The sequence below is a fragment of the Bacillus sp. NPDC060175 genome, assembly GCF_042728695.1.
In the GTDB taxonomy this organism is placed as follows: domain Bacteria; phylum Bacillota; class Bacilli; order Bacillales; family Bacillaceae_G; genus Bacillus_A.
The window spans coordinates 104,099-129,487 of sequence record NZ_JBHWYR010000008.1; the positions used below are offsets into that span (position 1 = coordinate 104,099).

At 34.7% G+C, this 25,389-nt stretch carries 19 protein-coding genes, 1 pseudogene and 1 riboswitch; of the genes and pseudogenes, 3 read left to right on the forward strand and 17 right to left on the reverse strand.

The genetic code is table 11. The features are described from left to right. Positions 1-167 precede the first annotated feature (167 nt). The 4 genes from ACFWDE_RS07055 to ACFWDE_RS07075 form a co-directional block, all read right to left on the reverse strand. On the reverse strand, positions 168-875 hold the full coding sequence (locus ACFWDE_RS07055; RefSeq protein ID WP_377891049.1) for a pseudouridine synthase: 708 nt from the start codon (positions 873-875) through the stop codon (positions 168-170). Positions 876-1,319: 444 nt separating this feature from the next. Then, positions 1,320-1,685, reverse strand: a complete 366-nt coding sequence (locus ACFWDE_RS07065) for a VOC family protein (protein WP_377891053.1) — start codon at positions 1,683-1,685, stop codon at positions 1,320-1,322. 97 nt (positions 1,686-1,782) lie between these two features. After that, on the reverse strand, positions 1,783-2,412 hold the full coding sequence (locus ACFWDE_RS07070; protein WP_377891055.1) for a DUF4937 domain-containing protein: 630 nt from the start codon (positions 2,410-2,412) through the stop codon (positions 1,783-1,785). A gap of 220 nt (positions 2,413-2,632) precedes the next feature. Beyond that, positions 2,633-2,941, reverse strand: coding sequence for a hypothetical protein (locus tag ACFWDE_RS07075; RefSeq protein WP_377891057.1), 309 nt, complete (start codon positions 2,939-2,941; stop codon positions 2,633-2,635). 168 nt (positions 2,942-3,109) lie between these two features. On the opposite strand from ACFWDE_RS07075, the gene ACFWDE_RS07080 reads away from it, so the two are divergent. Then, positions 3,110-3,676 carry a hypothetical protein gene (locus ACFWDE_RS07080; protein WP_377891059.1) on the forward strand — a complete coding sequence of 189 codons (567 nt, stop codon included), beginning with the start codon at positions 3,110-3,112 and terminating at the stop codon, positions 3,674-3,676. A gap of 221 nt (positions 3,677-3,897) precedes the next feature. Beyond that, positions 3,898-4,017: riboswitch (glycine riboswitch) on the forward strand. Between the two features lie 107 nt (positions 4,018-4,124). Continuing rightward, complete coding sequence (locus tag ACFWDE_RS07085; protein ID WP_002148086.1) at positions 4,125-5,492, forward strand: alanine/glycine:cation symporter family protein; 1,368 nt, start codon at positions 4,125-4,127, stop codon at positions 5,490-5,492. 61 nt (positions 5,493-5,553) lie between these two features. Here the strand turns inward: ACFWDE_RS07085 and ACFWDE_RS07090 are convergent, their stop codons facing one another. Further along, entirely contained in the window at positions 5,554-6,321 is a 768-nt protein-coding gene (locus ACFWDE_RS07090; protein WP_377891061.1) for a DUF3891 family protein, read from the reverse strand. Between the two features lie 203 nt (positions 6,322-6,524). Here ACFWDE_RS07090 and ACFWDE_RS07095 point away from each other — a divergent pair, with 203 nt between their 5' ends. Then, the gene (locus ACFWDE_RS07095; protein WP_002012780.1) at positions 6,525-6,797 is read left to right on the forward strand and encodes an HU family DNA-binding protein; all 273 of its coding nucleotides are present in this window, start codon (positions 6,525-6,527) and stop codon (positions 6,795-6,797) included. Between the two features lie 42 nt (positions 6,798-6,839). Here the strand turns inward: ACFWDE_RS07095 and ACFWDE_RS07100 are convergent, their stop codons facing one another. The 12 genes and pseudogenes from ACFWDE_RS07100 to ACFWDE_RS07155 all read right to left on the reverse strand — a co-directional run bounded on the left by ACFWDE_RS07100 (position 6,840) and on the right by ACFWDE_RS07155 (position 25,213). After that, positions 6,840-7,382, reverse strand: a complete 543-nt coding sequence (locus tag ACFWDE_RS07100; RefSeq protein ID WP_002148089.1) for a hypothetical protein — start codon at positions 7,380-7,382, stop codon at positions 6,840-6,842. A gap of 35 nt (positions 7,383-7,417) precedes the next feature. Continuing rightward, positions 7,418-8,167, reverse strand: coding sequence for a 4'-phosphopantetheinyl transferase Sfp (gene sfp, locus ACFWDE_RS07105; protein ID WP_377891065.1), 750 nt, complete (start codon positions 8,165-8,167; stop codon positions 7,418-7,420). A gap of 64 nt (positions 8,168-8,231) precedes the next feature. Then, complete coding sequence (locus ACFWDE_RS07110; RefSeq protein WP_377891067.1) at positions 8,232-9,674, reverse strand: MDR family MFS transporter; 1,443 nt, start codon at positions 9,672-9,674, stop codon at positions 8,232-8,234. Continuing rightward, a complete protein-coding gene (locus ACFWDE_RS07115; protein WP_377891069.1) occupies positions 9,674-9,898 on the reverse strand; it encodes an MbtH family protein in 225 nt (74 codons plus the stop codon). The genes ACFWDE_RS07110 and ACFWDE_RS07115 overlap by 1 nt, the downstream gene beginning before the upstream one ends. Continuing rightward, on the reverse strand, positions 9,895-17,049 hold the full coding sequence (locus ACFWDE_RS07120; RefSeq protein WP_377891071.1) for an amino acid adenylation domain-containing protein: 7,155 nt from the start codon (positions 17,047-17,049) through the stop codon (positions 9,895-9,897). Before ACFWDE_RS07120 ends, ACFWDE_RS07115 begins: the two co-directional genes overlap by 4 nt. Before the next feature lie 33 nt (positions 17,050-17,082). Further along, positions 17,083-17,976 carry an isochorismatase family protein gene (locus ACFWDE_RS07125; RefSeq protein ID WP_377891073.1) on the reverse strand — a complete coding sequence of 298 codons (894 nt, stop codon included), beginning with the start codon at positions 17,974-17,976 and terminating at the stop codon, positions 17,083-17,085. A gap of 24 nt (positions 17,977-18,000) precedes the next feature. Beyond that, positions 18,001-19,617: a (2,3-dihydroxybenzoyl)adenylate synthase gene (locus ACFWDE_RS07130; protein WP_377891076.1), complete on the reverse strand. Its 1,617-nt coding sequence runs from the start codon at positions 19,615-19,617 to the stop codon at positions 18,001-18,003. Positions 19,618-19,629: 12 nt separating this feature from the next. After that, positions 19,630-20,829 carry an isochorismate synthase DhbC gene (gene dhbC, locus ACFWDE_RS07135; protein ID WP_377891078.1) on the reverse strand — a complete coding sequence of 400 codons (1,200 nt, stop codon included), beginning with the start codon at positions 20,827-20,829 and terminating at the stop codon, positions 19,630-19,632. Between the two features lie 26 nt (positions 20,830-20,855). Further along, positions 20,856-21,641 carry a 2,3-dihydro-2,3-dihydroxybenzoate dehydrogenase gene (dhbA, locus tag ACFWDE_RS07140; RefSeq protein WP_377891080.1) on the reverse strand — a complete coding sequence of 262 codons (786 nt, stop codon included), beginning with the start codon at positions 21,639-21,641 and terminating at the stop codon, positions 20,856-20,858. Between the two features lie 659 nt (positions 21,642-22,300). Continuing rightward, on the reverse strand, positions 22,301-23,503 hold the full coding sequence (locus ACFWDE_RS07145; RefSeq protein WP_002148105.1) for an L-lactate MFS transporter: 1,203 nt from the start codon (positions 23,501-23,503) through the stop codon (positions 22,301-22,303). 195 nt (positions 23,504-23,698) lie between these two features. Beyond that, positions 23,699-23,820, reverse strand: a pseudogene (locus ACFWDE_RS07150) (LytTR family DNA-binding domain-containing protein); the annotation flags it as partial. A 316-nt stretch (positions 23,821-24,136) separates the two neighbouring features. Continuing rightward, on the reverse strand, positions 24,137-25,213 hold the full coding sequence (locus tag ACFWDE_RS07155) for a response regulator aspartate phosphatase (protein ID WP_377891082.1): 1,077 nt from the start codon (positions 25,211-25,213) through the stop codon (positions 24,137-24,139). Between the last annotated feature and the right edge of the window lie 176 nt (positions 25,214-25,389).

Here is a 25,389-nt window from a genome sequence, read left to right on the forward strand (position 1 = left end):
GTATAACCGTTTAAAATAACTCGTGTCCTTTTCTTTGCTTTTATAACAAATCCATTTATTGTTATTTAATATATCCTATTCATTTTATTTTTACAAGTGTTAAAAATATATTTTTTATTCAACAAAAAAAGAAACCAAAAACATTTTTTGGTTTCTCCTTCTCTTTATTACCAATCTTGTGGTTCGTAATTTAAGTCTGAAAATAGGCGTTTTTTTTCTTTTTTCGATAAATCTCTCCACTGTCCAACCGGTAAATTATTCAATTCAATATTCATAATTCTCGTACGTTTTAACGTATATACTTGATAACCTAACGCTTCACACATACGACGAATTTGACGATTTAGCCCCTGTGTTAAAATAATTTCAAACTCATATTTTGATAACTGTGTAATCTCACAAGGAAGCGTTTTTGTATCTAAAATTTTAACACCTGCTGTCATTTTCTCTAAAAACTCCGGTGTAATCGGCTTATCTACTGAAACGATATATTCTTTCTCATGTTTGTTTTCAGCACGTAAAATCTCATTAACGATATCGCCATCATTTGTTAACAAAATTAAACCGTCTGAGTCTTTGTCGAGACGTCCGATGTGATTAATTCGTAAAGGATGATTCACTAAATCGATAATGTTACCTTTTACGGCTTTTTCACTTGTACATGTAATACCTACTGGTTTATTTAAAGCGATATACACATGGTCTCGAGCAATACGAAGTTGCTCTCCATTTACTCGTACGTCATCACCTGGATTTACTTGGTCACCAATTTTTGCAACCTTACCGTTAATAATTACTTTTCTCTCGTTAATTAACTTATCTGCTCCACGTCGAGACGCTTTTCCAGCTTCACTAATAAATTTATTTATACGCAAGTTAGGCACATCCTTTTCATAAAAAATTTCAAGCTCACACTGCTTCTACCGTACAATACAAAAGGGTAAGCCTCCTATTATAACTTAAATATATTAACATGAAAGGGTATATGACGTCTTCACTTAATTACATGTTTATAAGAAAACAATTGGTCCTCTTTTCCTTTTCACATCAAACTGTTTAGCAGTCAATAGATTAATCCTTGAATATAACATCATTTATTTACTTTTTTCATAGATAATATACCGATATAAGTTTGATTAATAATGCCTAAATAACTCACAATATGTGAAAAACAAAAAAGAATCCTTTTGAAAATAATCAAAATGGATCCTTCTTCAGCTAAAATAATACTAGTTTTTATACAAATGTGTTCAATAATTATAATCTTTGATAGAAAACATCGTTCAACAAACAAAATAATCTCAAAAGCCCCTAATTTTTTACGCTTCAATATTTTCTTCACATACTCCAAAAAGAAGCCCTTGATTATCCATACAATAAGCAAAGTAACCCATATTAGGAATAGCAGTTTTAGGTACAACTACTTGTCCACCATTTTCAATAACTTTATTTATGTACTCATCAACTGAAGGTACTTCAATCGAATTAGTCGTCCTAGTAGCACCATCAGGTGATTTCATTAATCCACCATCGATACCAGGTCTATCACTCTCCCCTGTAATTATGAACCAATAGTCATGTGGCCCAGGCATTTTTTCAAACTTCCATCCAAAACTATTTGTATAAAATTGAATAGCTTCTTCAGGGTTTGGGACTTGCAATTCAAATCTTAAAACTTTACTCATTTAAATACCCCCTCTTGTTCTTGTACAAAACAATCATACAAGAACGAACGTTCTATTTCAACTTTATCTAAACCAGCTACTTTAACAAGTTCTAACTTTATTTCGAAGCGGCAACAGACCATTCTTCCTTCCTAATAACTTTCTTTCCATTTATATTTTCAACATACTCATTTACATTTGCTAACTGATATAACTCAGGAAAAATTTCTTTCATATAACGTTCATGTACTATTTCATCTTGCCAATAAGTTAATACTATGTAACGATTTTCATTCTTTAAAGACTTCCCTACAACTCCACCTAATATCCCTTTTACATTTTCCATTCCTTTATTCCAAATTGTTTCTTGCGTATGTAAAAAATTCTTTTCTTTTCCTTCTTTCACATCGCAAATTGCAACTCTTACAAATGACCCTTGTGCAATTACGTCTTTCAAAGGAGTTTCTGTTATATCATACAACATTTGAAATAGTTCAATTTCACATGAAAGAAACGTATCTTTTTGATTACTATTTAAATAAATTGTATCGTGAGCCTCATTCATAAACGATTGATATGCATTTCTATCTTCCCATAAAGTATATACACATGCCTCATCTTCATTCCATCCACCAAATTGCCCATGAAAACCATCTAGATGCTGTATATCACGCCATTTTTCTTGTGCTTTTGAAAACAATTCCTTTTTCTCTTCTTCCACCCTACAGTAGATTGTTTTTATTAACATTTCTAATTCCCCCTTATAATACAATCTCTCTCTTACAATAATCAGTTTACATAATAAAACTACGGTAACTAAATATTCTATTTTTTTTACAAATATACAACCAATCATTTTTTAACACTATATCTATCAAACCATCTATCTATTTTTATTTCAAATAATTCGGAATATAAAAAATGTAACCCTATACGAATGACATCTAAATCTTATCTCCCTTGTATATCTATTGCTCAAATAAATAATAAGTAATCTCTCCCGGATAATGTAATACAGTTACTTTCCGATCCCCTTTTTTAAAACTAACAGTATCCCCGTTTTCCCCTAAGTTCTCCCATCCACTTGCCTTCGTAATAGGCATTACACTTATATATTTATAATTCTCTTCGTTATCATCGTTAATATGTATTACTGACATTGGTATTGGAAAATCTTCAATTTTTGATCCCTTGTTCATATATATGAGTGCAAGTACACCAACTAATAACATAGCCGTTGCAATACTTGAAGCTCGTTTTTTTCTTTTCGTCCCCACTAAAAATCCCCTTTTCTAACATAATATCTTCATTATTTTACTAATTTTATTTATTCATGTATAGAATAAATATGATTCAAATCACTTCTGTACTTTACTCTTTGCCTTCAATAACATTATTGTTATATATTATAATTATAAGTTTTTAGAATTTGGAGGATTTATATATTGAAGAAATTACTTTTAAACAAATGGTTGCTTGTGGTTTCTATTCTTATTATTGCCGGCACTATTTTCTACGCAACTAAAGATCGAAAAAATGCTGAAAAAGAAACCGTTGATACTACAACTTTCCGAACTCAATTGCAACCTAAAATGAATGAATTAACTACTAATTATAATGACATTATTGAGAATGATTGGTTGCCTGCCTGGGAAGAGATTAACACGAACGGAAATTCAGTGGACAGAAATAAACTATTAGTTACAATGAGTGCTGTTTCCAAACAGTATGAAAAAATTATGAAAGAAATAGACACAATACAAATTGAAGAAAACATAACAGAAGTACATATACAAAAGCAACTAGTTTATTTCACAATTGAATTTAAGGCAGCTTCTAAATTTATGAAAAATGCAGCAGATTTGATTATAGACGGATACAACAATTCTACTCCAACCAATGAAACAATTGAAAATACAAAGCATGCATTAGGACTTGCGGATCAACATATTGTCATCGCTTTATCTACTTTAAATGAAGTTGAAGATAAATTAGGAATATCGAAAAAATAAGTTTATTTACTATTTTAAAATAAAAAATGATTGCAATTCACTTATTGTGTATCTATAATGTGTTTATTGATTATATATACTTATGATCAATACATTTAGTTATTAGTTTTATAATTCGGATGAACCATTCAGGAGAAGATCTATTGATCTACCGACGGGGCAAAAAGTTGCTGAACCAACTTTGAAACTCTCAGGTCTTGTTTACAAGTAGAACTGCATGGGGACGAATCTCTGGAGAGACTCCCTCTCGCTTAATATAGCGCGGAGGAAAACGAGCACCGAAGGAGCAAATCCGCTAATCTAGCGGATAATCTCTCAGGTAAAAGGACAGAGACAAGCGAAAGAAAATGCCGATTTGTATCGGTTTATTTTTCTATCCCTTGTTTCTCCAGAGACCATTTCATTTCCTTGAAGTGGTTTTTATTTTTTCTAAAAAAGGAGAATACAGATGGAGACAGTAAGTAAAGTATTAGAACAAATTAATCAGTATGTGTGGGGGTTACCAACTTTGTTGCTACTCGTTGGAACTGGTATCATTCTCACAGTGCGCTTAAAAGGTTTACAGTTTAGTAAACTAATATACGCTCACAAACTAGCTTTTAAAAAATCAGAGGATACATCATCTTCTGGAGATATTAGTCACTTCCAAGCACTGATGACAGCTATGGCTGCAACGATTGGTATGGGAAATATAGCAGGTGTCGCAACTGCTGTGACAATCGGTGGACCCGGCGCAATCTTTTGGATGTGGATTACTGCTTTATTCGGAATGGCAACAAAGTATGCCGAAGCAATCCTTGCAGTGAAATACCGTGTTAGTAATGAAAATGGTGAATACTCCGGTGGACCAATGTATTATTTAGAACGTGGTTTAGGGAAAAAGTGGCTGGCTGTTTTATTCGCTATATTCGGCACAGCTGCTTCTTTCGGTATCGGTAATATGGTTCAATCTAATTCAGTTGCAGAGGCAATGCGAATCAATTTCTCTTTCCCTCCTGCATTAACTGGTATACTCATGTCATTCTTAATCGCTATCGTTATTTTAGGCGGTGTAAAAAAGATTGGTAAAGTTACTGGATATATCGTTCCTATTAAAGCTTTCTTTTATGTAATCGCTGGCCTTATTATTATCTTCTATCACTTTGATCAAATTCCAGAAGCGTTTTCACTTATTTTTTCTGGTGCATTTCAAGGTACTGCAGCTGCTGGTGGTTTTATTGGTGCAACAGTTGCATCTGCAATTCAAATCGGAATGGCGCGTGGTGTATTTGCTAACGAGGCTGGTTTAGGGAGTGCTCCTATTGCTGCGGCTGCGGCCAAAACAGATTCACCTGCAAAACAAGCTTTAGTTTCTATGACTGGTACTTTTCTAGATACATTTATTGTATGTACAATTACGGGGCTAGTATTAATTACTACAGGCGCATGGAAATCAGGCAAAACTGGTGTTGAAGCTACAACATTAGCATTCCAATCCGTATTCGGTACTGCTGGTAGTATGATTCTCGGTATCGCCATTATATTATTCGCCTACTCTACTATTTTAGGCTGGTCGTATTACGGAGAGAAGTGTGTTGCTTATTTATTCGGACAAGGTGCTGTACGATATTATAAAGCAATCTTTATCGTTATGATTGCTATTGGCGCTAATTTAAAATTAGGTGTTGTATGGACATTTGCCGATATTGCGAATGGACTTATGGCGATTCCAAACTTAATTGGTCTAATTGGATTAAGTGGTGTAGTTGTCGCTGAAACAAATCGGTTTTTACAAGCAGAGAAATTAAAGGAATTAAATAAAAAACGTGTAAGTTAATTTATTTCTAAAAGGAATGACTCATAAAGTGAGATCATTCCTTTTTCTTGTTATACCCTCTCTATTGTAGAAAATATATCATTTGCTTCTGAACTTCCGATTCCCTATCAGCCTTTGCAATTCCTTTTTCTTCAATTTCATGTTTATTTATAGTTTTATATTTTACATAAGCATGAAATTCTGTTTTAAATGGAAACGTTGTGATTCGAATTGTTTCTTCATCCACCCATTCAGCTTGAATAGATTTATCCTCCTTTCTATTAAACATTTCTGTTCCTTCAAAACCATCTTTAAATAAATCAATCTCATCGTTCTTTTTTACACCTGGTTTGTTCATACATACATATAAAGAAAGTTCATCACAAAACTTTAATAATCTATAATGTTTATCGAAAATCGAAAATTGTTCTTTTGTTAACGTTTTCAATATTCTTTTTTGTCGTTTCAATTCATGTTTATAAAAAGACATCATCTCTTCATCTTCTTCATTTAGTGGAAATGATAAAAAGTGTTTACTACAAAGTAACGCCCCGTATGGATTAGAACTTTCGATTTCATTCAAACCAATCGTATAAAAAACAAAGCGTAATGAACTTGGACAATCCATAAATGTATATGGGATATTTTTAGCATCGTTCAAAATCGGGATTTTATCTAGCCCTATCCAGCCTCTATCATGCTCATATATAGCATCAATAGTCTCCTTTAAGTATGCTTTATCTTCAAAGAAATCTTCTTTCATATAACTTGCAATCTCTCCTGCTAAAAAGCCATGATCATGTTGACGAATTAATATACTCTCGTTCTCATTCTTTTCACGAAAAATCATCCGTATACTCCCCCTCATCTTCATTTTACAGCTTTTGTATACATCAATTCATAATAAATTCCCTTATAATTGCAGGGATTCAGTTTCTTTCAACGAAATTAACATAACTATACAGCATTCTTCCTAATCACGAAGATAGCTTTATCTTTACTAACCATTATACTAAAACATTCATTCTAAAAAATTTTTTATGAGGTGAAAACATGAACAAAACAGAATTAGTTAAAAATGTAGCACAATCAGCTGATATTTCTCAAAAGGATGCTTCTGCAGCTGTACAATCCGTATTTGACACAATTGCTAATGCATTACAATCTGGCGATAAAGTTCAACTGATCGGCTTTGGAACTTTTGAAGTGCGTGAAAGATCTGCCCGTACAGGACGTAATCCACAAACTGGCGAAGAAATTCAGATTGCTGCTGGTAAAGTTCCAGCATTTAAAGCAGGTAAAGAATTAAAAGAAGCTGTTAAATAAACAAGAAACCAGCCATTTATAGGCTGGTTTCTTGTTTATTTTTTATTTAAGCAGTTCCTTTATATTCTCTGCATGATACACTTCACAAATATAAAATATACATTTGCAGTTACTTACAATTTGATATTTTCTAGTTGGATAAACATTCGCTGCAACAGAACATCCATCAAATAATTCGATAATATTTCCAGATGGCTGATACCCTTCGTATAATACGTTTCTTCTTGCTTCCATCTTTTCTATAAGCTTTTCAACTGGAATATTTCCATCCTCTAATTCTTGCTTTATAGTATTTGGTAAAAATGAGGTGTCAGCAAAAATTAGATTTTCAGATAACACCTTACCTTTATAACTAACATTGGATACACGGTAAAGAAATGTTCCGTTTTTATCAAAGAAATTCTTTGCTTCTTTCGGAATGTACTGTCTATCAAGTACCTCTTGTTCAAGAACATCAAACTGAACTGTATCATTCAAAAGCTTTTCTAAAGCAAGAATAGATGATGTATCTCCAGAAAATAAAATATTTTTTATTGCTTGTACATTATAAGTTAATTCGCTTTTTCTATTTTCCGCCACTAACATGAGGAACACCTCTTCTATAAAATATTTTATTAAACTTATTTATGATTTAAAAGCGATACCGCGTCTAATTGCGTAATTTCAGTTACTTCTTTACTAAATATTGCAATAGAAGCCATATAATCTAAACTTGGCCTTACGTCTTCCATCATTGTATTTTCTGCTAACTCTTGTCTATCCTTAAAAATTAACAATTTTGGAGGATCATTTGGAGCTGATACTGTAATATCTGCTGGTGGAATCAATAGTCCTTCACCTGTCGCTTTCAGCACTGCTTCTTTTCGAGTCCAATATGTTAAAAACCCTTCTATTTTTTGTTCATTAGGTAATTTCATAACTTGTGCTATTTCAATGTCTGTTAATACACCCTCTGCCATTTTCATAACATCTACATTTGGATTCATTTGCTCAACATCAACACCCACAGGTGCAGATTTAGTAAATGCAACAACAACCCACTCACCCGAATGTGAGACTGATATTTGCGGCATACCTTCTGGTAACTGTGGTCTGCCATGTTGTAATTTACATACTGGGCACATTCGATCAATTGGTACTTGAACTGGCGACATAGAAAGTATCTTTCCAAGTACTAATCTACTAATTACGCAACCAATTATAAAACGCGCACGGTCTGCCGAATGATGATATGAATTTGCTTTCTCTTTCTCTACATCATTTAGTAAATTGTAATGCCATGATTGTAAATCTGAAATTCTTGCCCACCATATTTGACAACTATTCTCATTAAGAGTTGGTACAGAATCTACTCCTTTACTCTCTATCATGTAAACTCTCTCCTTTTAAATACCAATATCACTTTATTTCAAAAGAGTATTAGCATGCTGCACCTCATTCATTTACAACTTCTTTCTCTTTTTGTAATACAGATAACGGCTTTTTATTCTTCTTTGACATTACCTCTTTATCAGAAATGCGTAAAGAAAATAGTAATGCTATGAGTAAAAATATTGCTGATCCAATTAATGCTGCTTGATATGGCAAGAAATTGGCTGGAGCATTATTTTGTACACTATTACTTCCAAAACCAGATAGTATACTAGCTAAAACAGCAACTCCTATTGCAGATCCTAATCGATTTTGTACATTGAATATAGTAGTTGCTCTCCCCATAGAAGGTGGTGCAATATTGTTAAAAGCAGAAAATTGAACTGCACCGACAGATTGACCTAAGAAAATACCTATGCCAAACAATAATGCCCGAATTTGCCAGGGATTCGTATCATGATTTACAAAACTTAATAAAACAAATATAACCGCTGTACTTATTAATCCAATAGAGATTACCTTTCGAGCTCCTAATTTCTTATACGACCATGGTACAATCTGTGAAGAAATCATTAATCCAATCGCCTCTGGGAATGTCGTAAGACCTGATTCCAGCGCGGAAACTCCTATTACATTTTGATACATAAGCGGAAAAATAAATAACATTCCTAGTAAACCAGCTGATGAAAACAAAGATATGAGACTCATTTTTCTAAAAACTGGTTCTTTTAATAAGCGTAAATCTAACATCGGTTGCTTTACTTTCAGTTCTACAATTATAAACAATGTAATGAATACAATCCCAGCTATCCCAGTACTTATTATTTCTGGAGAAATCCAACCTTTTGATGGTCCTTGGCTAAGTGCATAGATGAGCATTGCAAAACCTGGTGCTGAAAGAACAAAACCGAGAGAATCAAAACGACCAGCCGATTTTTCAATATGCTCTGCTAAAAATAGAAGTCCAAATAGCAACGCAATGATACCAAACGGTAGGTTAATATAAAATGCCCAGCGCCAAGACATTTGTTCTACAAAGAAACCACCAATAATTGGTCCGATCGCTGGTGCTACAGCAATTGGAAGTACAATAAATCGAGAAATTTTTGGTCTTTCCTCTGGTGAAAATGTTCGGAATAACATCGCCATCCCGACTGGTGTTAAAAGTCCGCCACCAGCACCTTGAATGACACGAAAAATGTTTAATGAAGTAATATCATTAGCAATTCCACATAATGCAGATGCAATTGTAAAAACGAAAAGGGCAATTAAAAATACTCTTTTCGTACCAAAGCGATCGCCTAACCAACCAGAAATCGGAAGGAAAACAGCTAAGCTAACTAAATACCCAACATTTACTGTTCCCATTGCAGATGGGGGCACTTGCAGTTCTTTGCTTATCGTTTGCAGTGCTACATTCACAATCGTTGCATCCATCGCAGCCATAAACATCGCTGTTATATAAACGATGCTTACAACTACTTTTGGATTTATTATTGCTTTCATTATTGTTTTCCTACTAATATTTTTTCGCTAATTTGATTTTTTTTCGGATCTAAATCGTTCCAGTTACATTCAACATATTCTAAGCAAACTTGTCTGCTAGCTTCTTCATGTACGATATCCCATCCAATAGGTACATCGAGAAAGGTAGGCCAGAGAGAATACTGGCCCTCCTCATTCATTAATACTTTATATGTGTAATTATCATTTTCAAATGGATTCGTCATACTCTACTTACCCCTTTCTTATTCTGCAAATATTTCGCTAGCACTTGTCCAATTTCTGTAAGCGGCCCTGGCTGACATAAATCTTTATGTCTACAATCAATATCATGTTGCACGATATCTCCATCTAAATAATTTAGCCATGTATTTGGAGAAATAGGATCAAACCAGTCTGGTATAACAGTAGATCTAAAGAATAGAATATCCCCGTTATAAACTTTCGGTACGTATTTCCCTAACAAACCTACCGAATTTACATATGTTTCTTTCAAGTTCAAAATAGTCTCTTCTTCAAGACTTGCTAATGCACTTCCATCTTTGCGAAGGATTGCAACCGCACTTTCCATAGTAAGTGGTTTACCATCCATGTTATCTGGATCATATCCACCTAAAGCAAGTAATGCGATTAACGCTTCTTCTTCAGTAGGTGCTTCCGTATTCGGTAAGAAGTGACCAGGATAAGAATCAAGCATAACGAGTAATTCTACTTCTTCCCCTTCATTTTGTAGTTGCGCCGCCATTGCATGAACAACATTTCCTCCAAGCGACCAACCGAGTAAACGATACGGTCCGTGAGGCTGTACTTCACGAACGTGTTTCAAATAATCCGCCGCCATCTCCTCTAAGCTTTTTGGAAGTTCTTCATTTTCAGCGATACCACGTGCTTGTACACCATAGATTGGATAATCTGTCCCTAAAGATTTCATTAGTCCTGCATAGCACCAACTTAATCCCCCTGCTGGATGTACACAAAATAGTGGTAATTGATCTCCGCTTGCTCGTAATGGAAGCAACACATCAAGTGCACTTTGACCATTCCCCATTTCAAGTCTTTCAGCAAGCCCCGCAACAGTAGGTGCTGCAAATAAAGTTCCGATATTCAGTTCAACGCCAAGCGCCTCTTTAATGCGACTCATAAGCTGCACTGCAAGAAGTGAATGACCACCAAGATCAAAGAATCCGTCATCAATTCCAATTTGAGACACACTTAAAACTTCTGTAAACAAGTCACATAACATTTCTTCTTGCGGTGTTCTTGGTCCGCGGCTAGAAGATGATGCAATAAATTCTGGAGCTGGCAATGCCTTTCTATCTAATTTACCGTTTGGAGTTAAAGGTAACTCATTTACTACTACAAAAGCGTAGGGAACCATGTAATCTGGCAAACTACCTCCAGCATACTGACGCATTTCATTCGTATCGATCGTTTCATTATTTGATGCGATGATATAAGAAACTAATCGTTTATCCCCTGGTTGATCTTCCCGTACAATAACGGCTACTTGTTCAACTTTATCGTGTTTCATTATTACCGCTTCTATTTCCCCTAATTCAATTCGGAATCCACGAATTTTAATTTGATGATCTGCACGTCCTATATAATCTAACGTCCCATCTTGACGCCAACGTGCTAAGTCTCCTGTACGATACATTCTTGTACCTGGTTTACCAAATGGATCTGCAATAAAACGTTCAGCTGTTAATCCTGCTCTTCCTAAATATCCACGAGCTAGTCCAGCACCTGCAACATACATTTCTCCAACTACCCCAGGTGGCACTGGTTGTAAATAGTTATCTAATACGTATACTTTAAGATCTGGTATACTGCACCCGATTAAACTATTTGCTCGTAAAGAAACGATACCCTCATCTAGCTCAATATAACTAACATGTACCGTCGTCTCCGTTATTCCGTACATATTAATAAGCTTCGGTGAGTTATAAGGATGACGACTATACCAATCTTCTAATCGACTTAGTTCAAGTGCTTCTCCTCCAAAAACAACATATCGTAAAGATAATTTTTGACCAATCTCTTCATTTTCACGATCGGTTTGCATCAATTGATAGAACGCTGATGGAGTTTGGTTTAAAACAGTAACCTTTTCTTTAACAAGAAGCTGTAAAAATTCTTTCGGCGAGCGACTTACAGTATGTGGTACTACAACAAGGCGTCCCCCGTATAATAAAGGTCCCCAAATTTCCCAAACTGAGAAATCAAAAGCGTATGAATGGAACATCGTCCACACATCGTCTGCGTCAAATTGGAACCAATGATCAGTTGCTCCTAAAAGTCTTACTACATTTTGATGAGGTATCATAACGCCTTTCGGTCTACCTGTTGAGCCTGACGTATAAATAACGTAAGCAATATGTGAAGGAGATAACGGCTTAATGCGCTCCATTTCATCAATATTGTCTTCACTATATTTCTCAATTTTTTCTATTACGTTCACATCATCAACTAAAATCTTTAATGCCTCATCACATTCAATTTCCACATCTGAATTTGTTAAAACACATGATGGTTTCGCATCGTGTAGCATAAATGAAATACGATCTGACGGATAATCCGGATCTAACGGTAGGTATCCCGCACCAGCTTTAAGAACAGCTAGTAAACTTACAACCATATTTAATGATCTCGGCATTGCTAAAGCAACGAGTTGCTCAGGGCCGATTCCTTGCGCTATTAACAACCGAGCTATTTTATTCGCTTTTCTATTTAACTCTTCATAAGTTAGCATTTCATCTTCAAAGACGACAGCAATAGAATTTGGATTTACATAAGCCTGCTTTTCAAATAATTGTGGCAATGTCATTTCAGGTACAATTTGAAAACCACCATTCCACTTTTCTAAAACTGTATTTCGCTCTGCTAAAGTTAATATTTCTAATCTACCAATTGATTGATCCGGATGTTTCGCTGCATCATCTAATAACAGAATGAATCGTTCTATTAGTTTTTGAACCGTTTCACGTTTATATAAATCGGTACTAAACTCTAACAATCCGTGTAAGCCGTTTGGAGTACCATCAACTCCGTTACTCTCGCTAATTTCAAATGTTAAATCAAATTTTGCAGAGCCAACACTTTGAATTTCAAGGCTCGCTTCTATATCCGGTACATTAAACGTTGCTTCTGGTGTATTTTGGAAAGCTAACATAACTTGAAACAGCGGATGACTATTTCGAGTTCGTACTGGGTTTAACACTTCAACGAGTCGTTCAAATGGAACATCTTGATTTTCATAGGCTGCAAGGTTTACCTGCTTCACTCTATCCAATAACTCTTTAAAGCTTGGATCTCCTGATGTATTTGTACGTAACACTAATGTATTTACAAATAAACCGACTATATCCGAGAGTACATCGTCGTTTCTTCCAGCAATCGGGCTACCTAATGGTATATCAGTTCCAGCACCTAATCTTGTAAATAGTGCACTAAGTCCCGCTTGCAACACCATAAACAAACTAACTCCATTTTTACGAGCGAGCTCTATTAACCTACTATGCATACCTTCATCTATATGAAAATGAAGTGTTTCCCCACGATAACTCGTTTCAATTGGACGTTGAAAATCTGTAGGTAACTCCATTTGATCTGGTAAACCTTTTAGCTCTTCTTTCCAAAAATCTAATTGTGTTGAAATAATACTGTCTGGTTTTGTTTCATCACCTAATAGTTGTTGTTGCCATAATGAATAATCTGCGTATTGAACTGGAAGGGTTTCTAGTTGAACACTATCACCTTGACATCGTGCTTTATAAGCCGCTGTAAAGTCTCTCGTTAATGGTTGTAATGACCATCCATCTCCTACAATATGATGCAAAAGAATTAGTAAAACATGTTCGTTTTCACTCACTTTAAAAAGTTGTAAACGAACTGCTGGTTCGATATCAAGATTAAAACTATATTTTACAGCTTCAGACAGTGCACTTTCTAATTCATCCTTACATGTTTTTGTTATGGTCATTTTTAGATTCAATTTATCCATTTCTAGAATTCTTTGATATGAACTACCAAGTGAATTCGGGAAAATCGTTCTAAGTGTTTCATGTTTTTCAACAACATCATAAAAGGCTCCTTGTAATGCTTCCTCATTCAATTTTCCAGACATACGAATGACTAACGGAATATTATAAGTAGGACTTGGACCTTCTAAACAATTTAAGAACCATAACCTGCGCTGTGCAAATGAAAGTGGAACTTCATTTGGCCTACTTACTTTCTTAATAGCTGGTCTTGCGCTTTTTGCACGATCCAATTGTTTTGCTAATTCAGCAACAGTTGGTGATTCAAATAGCTTTCCAATTCCTAATTCTACACTTAATGTTTCACGAATTCTTGCCATTAAACGAGATGCAAGAAGCGAATGGCCACCCATTTCAAAGAAATTATCATCTATACTAATTCGCGAAACACCAAGTACTTCTGCAAATAAATCACATAGTATTTCTTCTTTCGGATTTCTAGCAACTCTCTCATTGTTCATTCCATTAAAATCAGGAGCAGGTAATTTATTTCTATCAACCTTACCATTTGGTGTTAATGGTAATTCTTCTAGCACAACAAATGCCGATGGCACCATATAATTCGCTAAACTTTCTGAAACATAAGAACGAATTTCTGATAGATTAATTGGTTCCTTCTCTTCGGCAACGATATACGCAATGATCCGTTTATCATTTGGGCGATCTTCCCGTACCATTACTACTGCTTGTTGAATATTTTCATGTCGTTGTAATACCGTTTCAATTTCAGCTAATTCAATTCGGAAACCACGAATTTTAATTTGATGATCTGCGCGACTAATGTACTCTAAGACACCATCGGTACGCCATTTCACAAGATCACCTGTGCGGTACATACGTGCTCCATCTTTTCCATAAGGATTTGCAACAAACCGTTCAGCTGTTAACTCAGGTTTTCCTAAATATCCGTTCGCAAGTCCTTCACCCGCAATATATAATTCACCAATAACTCCAGGCGGAACTGGTTGTAACCCTGCATCTAACACATACACTTCAGTATTCCAAATTGGCTTTCCAATAGGAGGTATACCACTTTCATCAATGTTCATGAAGGTAGACCAAATTGTCGTTTCAGTTGGTCCATATAAGTTTGTTATAGAGCAACCTAATTCTTTTAATTTATTTGCTAAATGTGCTGGTAGAGCTTCACCACCAACGAGTACGTTTAGTTCTTGTAGCCGCTCTGGATATTCAGTTACTAACGCCTGCCAGAGCGTCGGTGTAGCTTGCATAATTGTCACTCTTTCTTCTTGTAAAAGTGTCGTTAATGCAGAAGGCTCTTGGATTACTTCTTTTTGAGCAATTGTTATACTTGCACCACTAATAAGAGGTAAATATATTTCTAGAGCAGAAATATCAAACGCAAACGTTGTAACTGCTAATAAATGATCGTTTTCATTTAATGAAAACATGTCTTGCATAGCCAATAAAAAGTTACTTAAACCTTTCATAGGAACAATTACACCTTTTGGATTTCCTGTTGATCCTGAAGTGTAAATTGTATACGCTGGGTTTAAAAGTGATTCATCATTTTTAAATGGTATATTCATATGAGAATATGTTTTTAACACTATTTTCGTTTCTTCGCTATCTAATATGATTTTTTTAATATCATTTTCTATAACTAAAGAGGATGAAACAGATGAATGTGTTATGATATACACCGGTTTTGCATCATTTACTATATAACTAATACGTTCAACTGGGTATTCTGGATCTATCGGTAAATACGCTGCACCCGTCTTTAGAACTGCTAACATACTAACTACCATTTCTATTGACCTTGGAAATACTAAGGCTACAAACTGATTTGATTGTATTCCTTCTTCTAATAAATAGTTTGCAAGTTCATTCGCTCGTTCATTTAGCTCTTTATACGTAAGTTTTATCCCGTTACAAGTAACTGCTATATTATTTGGATTTTTTTGTACTTGTTTTTCAAATAATATAGGTAGATTAATTAGCTCTTCAGCTCTCTTAGTTTCATTCCATTCCAATAAAACCTTATGATTTTCTTCAGGAAGAGTAATGTTTATTTTTCCAATCGGCTCGTCTTTGTGATAATTATTTATCACTAATTCTAATAGATTCATAAATCTTTCTTTATGCAATGCTAGTTCCGTATCGCTATATACTTCCGGATTCGCATCAAAATGAATCATTAGCTCATTTTCATCGAAGCGCTTATATACATTTATCGATAAATCATCGACAGGTCCTGCTGATAAATTATGTGTAATGCCATGATTTCCAGCAAAGTTAAGCCCATAATCAAAAGGCATAACATTCACTAACGGCCCAAATAACCTTTGATTTTCACCTAGTAACTTTAAGTCTCTTCTTAATTCCTCATGACGATATTTATGATGACGACGTATATCTCGAATTTCTTCAGAAACTTGCTGTATTAATTCTGCAAAAGTTATATTTGGAGTTAACTTTAGACGCAGTGGAACTAAATTCATTACCATGCTTGGTGTATGAATAGATATAGAACCAAGACGCCCCATCATCGGTAAACCTAAAACAATATCATTTGCACCTGTTAATTTATGCATATAAATACTTGTTACGGCTACAACAAATTCGGGCCAACTCGTTAACGAAATATTGATATCTTCTAGTAATGTTTTCGTACTAGAATTTGATAAATAAGCAGTTTCTCGTGAAAATCCATTTGATGTTCTCGGCGCTCGTTCTGCTAAACTTACAACTTCCGGTTCATCTGCAAACTTCTCTAACCAAAAAGTACGATCTTCCTGAAATTGTTTAGATTCACGATACTCATTATCTTCTTGTACAATTTTTGCAAGAGAGCCAAATGGCTTTTCATTCTTGTTTGTTTCTTCTATAAGTGATGTATACTCATTCGCTACCTTTTGGCTAAGAAGTGAAAATCCATAGCCATCCATCACAATGTGATGGATGCGCTGATACCAAAAGAAACGATTATTTTCAACTTGAATAAGTACTTCAGTAAATAATTTATCCTCTGTTAAATCCACAGGCATAGATAAATCATTTTTCATCCATACCTTAGCAGCTTCTTCAGGATTTTTTTCTTTACGAACGTCAATAAAATGCATATGAAACTTTGACGATTCCTCAATAACTTGCCATAGGCCAATTTCATCCTCTTCGAAACGAACATGAAGTGCTTCTGCTTCTGTTACAACTTTACGTACAGCTAATTCGAAAATTTCTTGATTAATCGTTCCGTTTATTTCTACATATTCCCCAGTATTATAAATCGGATTAAGCGGATCTAATTGTTGCGCAAACCACATACCAGACTGCGCAGATGATAACGAATGACGAATCTTTTGACTGTTAGGCATTCTTTACTACCCCTTTATTATGTAGTCTATTTGTTACAGCACCTGTGCTGCTTGTGAAGATAATACACGGTACCAATCGGCAACTGTTGGACGTTCTGCTAAATCTGCAAAAGTGATTTCTTTCCCTTCGCGACGCCACTTCTCTACTAAACTCATAATTCTGACCGAATCAAGTCCTCTATTTAATAAATCTTCATCCACTTCAATACTCTCTACTGGCTCACGGAGTAGTTGTGCAACTAGTTCATGCACTTCCTGTAAAGTGATTCCTTCACTCTCAGCACCCTTTAAACTTTGTAAATCTTTTAACAGTAAGTTTGTTGATGTCGTTACTGCACATCTATTAGATGCATACTGCAATGCTTGTTTATGATGCTCTAATGAAAAATCAGCAACTGCATCTGCCACAAAGAATGGCTGGATACCATCCATAAACGCTTCACAAGCTGTTAAAAGGCAGCCGATATGCGCATAAATACCGCAAATGATGAGTTGATCTCGTCCTTGTTCATTTAAAATTTCTAATAGATTCGTCTTTTTAAATGCACTATATCTCCATTTTGTTAGGAAGATATCATCTTCGTCTGGAGTGAGTTCATCGACAATTTTCTTTTTATCCGGTCCAGCAGGAATACCGTCACCCCAAAAATCTTGTAATAGCCCTCGTTGTTCTAACGTTTGTCCACCAGGTTGCGCTGTATAAACAACCGGTATACCAAGTTCCTTACATCTTTCTCTTATCACCTTAATATTTGAAATTAGTTCTACTTTTGGCGATTCTTTATCGCTATATGCATCAAGAAAATATTCTTGCATGTCGTGGATTAGAAGAACTGCACGTTTCGGATCCGGTGTCCAATTCACTTTATTTTTTGGTAGTTCTGATTCAACTGGCATTTTATATACTGAAATAGATGGGATAGCCATCTAATCACTTCCTTCCGATTTTTATTATTGTTTTACTGTAATAAGTTTTTCAGCAATGACTTTACGTAATTCTTTTTTGCTTACTTTTCCAACACCTGTTTGTGGGAATGATTCAATAAATTCAATTCGATCTGGAATCTTATAAGCTGCTATACCACGTTCTCTTAAGAACATTTTTAATTCGTTTGCAGTTAGGACTTGTCCACGAGCGATAACAAAAGCGCAAGTGCGTTCTCCTAAATAATCGTCAGGCATAGATACAATTGCTACATCATGTACTGCATCATGTGCTAATAGATGATTTTCAACTTCTTCCGCGGCAACTTTCTCACCACCACGGTTAATTTGATCTTTATCTCTTCCTTCTACAATGATGTAACCTTGTTCATTTACTTTTACAAGATCACCTGTGCGATAAAAGCCATCTTCTGTAAATGATCTTCCATTATGCTCTTCCGCTTTATAATAGCCACGAATTGTATATGGCCCTCTTGTTAATAAACTACCTACTTCACCAGGCTTAACATCATTATCATTTTCATCAACAACTCGAACTTCATCAAATGTAGACATCGGTCTACCTTGTGTATGAATAATGATTTCTTCTGGATCATCTAGTCTGGTATAATTTACTAATCCTTCCGCCATACCAAATACTTGTTGTAACGTACATCCGAATATAGGACGTATCCGTTTTGCAACTTCAGCGCTAAATTTCGCTCCACCTACTTGAAGTACTTGTAGGCTCGATAAATTGTTGGTACGCGAATCAACTGCATCAAGCCAAATCATTGCTAATGGTGGAACGAGCGCTGTAATCGTAACTTTTTCTTTTTCTATAAGCGCAAAAGCCTCATCTGGACTACCTCCAGTTGCCAACACTACTTTTCCACCCGCATAGAAAGTTCCAAATGTCCCTGGAGAACTCATCGGATAATTGTGTGCTACTGGAAGAACTGCCATATAGACGCTTTCTGCATTCAAATTACAAATTTCAGCGCTAACACGTAAACTATAAATATAGTCATCATGCGTTCTAGGAATTAATTTAGAAAGTCCTGTTGTCCCTCCTGATAATTGGAGAAACGCAACATCACTTGGCTGAACTTCTGGTAATGGAACTGGATCCATATAAAGATCACTTATGTTCACGAATTCTTCTTCTTCCCCCACTACGATTACATGTTGTAAAGTGGGAACTTTCTCTTTCACTTCTCTTGCTAGTTTTCGGTAATCAAAGCCGAGAGCCTTATCTGAAATAACGTAAGCACTCACCTCACCAAACTCGCAAAAATAACTAATTTCACTGCTTCGATGTGAAGGTAGTGCAAAAACAGGAAGCGCTCCAATTCGAAATAGTGCAAAACATATTTCGAAAAATTCTATAATATTAGGTAACTGGATTACAACTCGGTCCTCTTTCTTTATGCCTAAATTCAATAAACCTGCAGCTAAATGATCTACCTTTTTATCAAGTTCACTATACGTTATTTGCGTATTACCACTTACAACCGCAATCTGATCTCCATATTTTTCAGCACGCTCTTTTAACACGCCGCCAAATGTTTCACCAAGCCAACATCCTTCTTCTCGATAACGGTCTGTTAATTCTTTTGGCCATTCCGTATAACCTGCTAACATTCTTTCATCCCCCTACTTTTCATTCAATGAGCTATCACTTAACCCTAAAGCTTTTAACATTGTTTGGAATTTAGCTGATGTTTCTGCTAACTCATCTTCGGGCTTAGACTCAGCAACAACTCCGGCACCTGCATATAAGCGAAGTGTATTTTCTTGCACTTCAGCACATCGAATTGTAACAATCCATTCACCATCTCCATTTAAATCGCTCCACCCTAACATTCCTGTAAAGAATTCACGGTCAAATGGCTCAATTTTTTGAATAGCCTCTCTCGCTTCTTCCATTGGAGTTCCGCAAACTGCTGGCGTAGGATGAAGAGCAATTGCTAATTGTAAAGAAGAAGTATTTGGATCCTTAAGTTCACCTTTCACTTCTGTAGACAAATGCCACATCGCTTCACTATGAATAACTGATGGTTTTTCTGGCACATGCAATGTATGACAGTACGGACGAAGCGCAGCAGCAACCGCTTCAACTACTACCGCATGTTCATGTAAATCTTTTGGTGAAGAGAGTAATTCCTCTGCTCTTCTTTTATCTTCAGCTGGATCATCACTTCGTGGTCTTGAACCAGCTAACGGATTAGAAATAACTTGCATACCATTACGTGAAACAAGTAATTCAGGACTTGCTCCAATTAATGTCTTGCTATTCTCGTTTTCATCTTTCGGTAAATTCACAGCAAATGTATAACCGTGCTTATTATGCTCTGCTAATTCGCGAAGTAGTTTTTGTTTATCAATCTTCTCTGAAGATTTAACATCTAACAATCTAGATAGGACGATTTTCTTTAAATCTCCGTCCTGTATTTTTTCAATCCCTTGCTTCACACCATTCATATAAACTTCAGGAGCTGGAACCGGTGTCATTTCAAATGCCAGTTTCTCATTTCGTTTTATCTCATTTGTTGTCTCCAACTGTAAACGCTCAGTAATTCTGCAATATTCCGGTACAATAAGTTGAACTTCTTTTCTACGATCAAAAGGCAAAGCACCAACAACGATAGGATTCGGATTTCCGGCTTGTTTTGCATTACTTAATACCGCTTGTACAAGTTCTGGAAAACTTTCAATTTCATGATGTTTTACTGTAGTAAACTCTCCTTCTGTCAATATCGTTCGAGTTGGTGAAGCGAAAAAGAACGAAGATTCAGTTTTATAATCTTCTAATAATTTTTCTGACAGTTCCTTTACGGCTGTAAGTTCATTCATAGTATTAAAACCTCCTGAATTTTTTATTAAACTCCTAATGTAGCTCCGCCATCGACACATAAATTGTGCATTGTAATATGACTCGCTTTATCAGAAGCTAAAAACAATACTGCTTCAGCAATTTCTGAAGGTTGTGCAATTTTTTGTAACGGAATACCGAGTCTATATGTATTTTGAGAACCAGCAATTATATTTTCAGCTCCATTCTCATCAGCCCATAATAATCTTTGCATTTCAGTTTCAGTAGAACCTGGAGAAACTAAGTTACAGCGAATATTGTATGCTGCAAGTTCTAACCCTAAACATTTCATAAACATCGTCGTTGCAGCTTTTGATGCAGCATACGCAGCCATCTCGATTCTCGGAGTATTTGCCGCATTTGAACCAACTGTAACAATTGCCCCTGACTTCCTTAACATCATAAGCTTACTTACTGCTCGGGACATATAGAAAACTCCTGTAGTATTTACAGAGAATGTTTTATTCCACTCTTCGTCACTTAAAGAGTGAATCGCTCCCATACGTAGAATCCCTGCAACATTTACTAATATATCTATTGGCGCTATATCATTTTCAATTCGTTCTACTACCTCTTCAACAGCGGCACTATCACTCACATCTAAATGAAACGTCTTAATACGGCTTTCATTTGATGCATAATGATTTAAAAACATATTAAGCCCTTCTTCATTTTGATCAACCCCAATAACTGTAGCTCCTCTTTCTAAAAACATTTTTGCGACAACACTACCTATACCTTGAGCTGCACCTGTCACTAAAACGGTTTTTCCATCAAATTCCCCTAGGTTCATTTCCTCTATCCTTTCATATAAAAATTAATCAAGTTTAACAATATAAACGATAACGATTTTCATTATCACTAATGGTGTAAAAAATAATACACTTACTAAACTAATTGGTCAAGTGTACTTTTCATCAAAACGAAACCAATTGATAATGATTTTCATTTTCTTTATCTACATCGAAATGATAATGTTTCTCAATATACTTGTCAATCTTTTTTTATTTTTCAGATAAAATATTTTTACGTTTCTATGCCAGACTGCATCTATAAGCATTAAAACGTACTTCAAATAAAAATTCAATCCATAATTCCTTATCATCTTTTTTGTAATTGAAAAAGAGAACCTGTAGATTTCTTCACCTACATACTTTATCAAAAATTTAAGTTTTTCTTTTCTCAATATTTTTCTGAAAATACTTTATTTTACATCTTGCATTTCTCAATGAATATCCTGTATATAATCTAAGATTTTCATATATTATGCGTGACTCAATGATATTCCAATATAATCCAATTCGATGTTTTAATGCCTCTTTTATCAGTAAATTTCCGTAAATAATAAAGACTGGTTAGAGAAAAACTATTACAATTAGTTCATAAAGAAAAAAGCACCCTATTTTATAGGGTACTTTTTAGTTACCTTAGTGCTATAGAAAATTTAAATACTTACGCTACGCTGCGATACTCTTCTTCGTTTTCTTTTTTCTGATTAGGTGCTTGAATTAAAATTGAGATAATAAATGACACGACACATAATACGCCGATCACCATAAAGGTTGGTTTGAATCCACCTAGAAGTGCACCGATAAAGGAACCTGCAAGCGCTCCAAATCCAAATCCTTGATACACAATTCCGTAGTTCTTACTATGGTTTTTCATACCGAAGAAATCACCAACAATAGCTGGGAAAATAGTGATATTTCCACCAAAGCAAAACGCTACACTTGCTACACAGACGAAGTAGATACCATAATTTAAATCTACGAAACTTAGAACCAAGACTGAAGTCGCCATAGCAACAAAAGTACCAGTAACGATTTTCAAACGGCCGATTTTATCTGATAACGGTCCCAGAATGATGCGACCCAATGTATTGAAGATTGCAACCATAGCCACCGCATTAGCTGCTGTTGCTGCGCTAAGCCCTACAAGTTGAACACCGATGTCTTTTACCATACCAATTAAGTATAAGCCACTCATACATGATGTAAATAACATAATAAATAATAAGTATACTTGTTTTGTGCCTAACATTTCTTTTGTTGTATATTCTTTAGTTTTTGTTTCCTGAACTGCACCTTGATCAGCGGCTTGATGGATTAAACAAGCACCAATTACTATCATAGCTGTAACAATTAAACCCCAGTATATAAACGCTTGCGATACACCAACTGAATCAATCAACATTGCGTTTATGTATTTAAATATTAGGCTACCTGTACCATATGCAGAAACAGATATACCGGCAATTAAACCTTTACGCTCTGGAAACCACTTTATTAAATTGGATAGTGAAGTGATATATGCTGTACCATCTGCGTAACCTACAACAACTCCTGCTAGTACATAAAGCATCAATAATGAGGAAGCTTGTGAACTAAGTATTAATCCGATTCCTAATGCTAGTCCAGCTATCATAATAAGTTTACGAAGTCCCCATTTTTCTTGCAATTTACTCGCAAACAAAGTTGAAAATGCTAAAGAAAGGCTAGTAATTGAGAAAGTTATAGCAACAGCGTTAAGACTCCAACCGTATTTACTCACTAAGGGCTGATTGAATAAACTCCATGTATATATCGTTCCAAGCCCCATTTGTACTATGACTGTTCCAAGAACAACAAGCCATGGATTAACCGATGATTTTTTCATACCATCTCTCCTCCTCTTTCTATTTCAATGCTATTCGCTAAATATGCTTTTTTCATTTTCATTTTCGCCACCTCATTCGATTTAACAACTTCATTGTATAGGATGTTTTTGATTATGTAAGCACTTACAAGGCAGAGCGTCAAATATATGGAACCAGTTACATAAAACGAAGGGTGAAATACAAAAAACTTCTTGTTAAATACGTAACAAATTTTTGTATTGTTTTGCATAAGTACGACTTACAGGTACTTTTGAATCCTCTTTCATAAAAAGTTATGCGTAAAGTTACACCATGGCTGGACTTCAGAATTTTGATTACCGTATACAAACAAAAAAGCACCCTAATAATAGGGTACTAAAATATATAACCTCTTTTAGAAACTACAGGCTGTTTAAACAAACACAAAAAAACCTTCCCTTTTATATGTCTAAAAGTCTTCTTACTTTATGCGATCACTTTATAAGGCTGACTTTCTTTGTACGTTTACAATTGTTTCTTCAAATGTAACAATTCGCTCTACAAATTCTATAATAACGAATGCGTTTTTAATGCGTCTTGTAAAAAAAATGATCCATATACTCTGAAAAACAATACTGCTAATCCTAAAAACACTTAAAATACCTACATTTAATTTAGACGTATACACCCTCTTTTTGTTGAATAATTTTTCTAACTTCATAACTTAAATAAAAATACTGGATAGCTTTCTTTTCATTTGCAACATCAAAATATTGAATCGCTAACCGCTCCGCATATTTTTTTACTTCTATCCATAAATTTTGTTCTTTGAAATATTGAATTGCTTCTTCGATAATCACTTCTAACTCTTCAATCGGCATTTCTTCATTTAATGCTTTTAAAATATTGAAATGATACTCATATTCTCTGTTACATATTTTTAATCCCTTTTCAATATACCGACTCGCTTCTTTGAATTTTTTTAGTTTTGAATATTCACTCGCTAATAAAAATATTGTTTTATAATCTTTCTCAATTTCTTCAAAAGAATAAATTAAATGTTGGATAGCTAATTCTGAAAATTTTTGCTCTGCATATAATAAACATAAATTGCATCTAACTTTTATTATTAGTTGTTCTTCTTTTAGATTTGTAAATGTATTCATCGCCGACACTAAATATTCTTCTGCAAGCTCATATTGTCCTAGTGCTATACAACACACCCCTAAAGTATTTTTGCAAGCCGCAGTTTTAACTTCATACCCTAAACTCTTACCAAAAAAATCTTGTGCTTTCAAAGCATAAGAAATCGCTAAAGTCGGTTGTGATATACAACAATGAAATAACGATACTCGATAATTAAATTCCGCTTTCTCCGCTTCAGCTGGTATTGAAGCCAGCAAACTCTCAGCGACTTTATAATGCTTTTTTGCGTTATAATAATTCCCTAGCTCCATTGCGTAAATAAATTCAAAAAAATAATAATAATACTGTAAAAACGTATCCGTTCTTTCTGAAATCGAATTTATATTAGTTTTTTTACTATCAAATTCTCCAATCAACATTTTATATCGAAAACTAAGCAAAGAATAATAAATTAAGATTTCTTGATCTTCTTCCATATTATAATTTTTACTATCTATTTCTTTTTTTAACTCCCCAGCTTTAATTACATATTGCACTAGCATCTCTTGATACCAATCATTTAATAGTCTTATAATTTGGCTTTTCATTACAATGCTTGTACTCAAATATCCCACCCTCTCTTTGTTCTACATATTAATACAATTATTAACAGAAAATAAAGTGGATTTTCACTTTCACTTTTTTTATTTTTCTAGCAAAATATTTGGAATTAAAGGGGTGGATTTTCACAATTTCCTACACATAAATAGAAAATATACAATTTATTAACATAATGTTACTC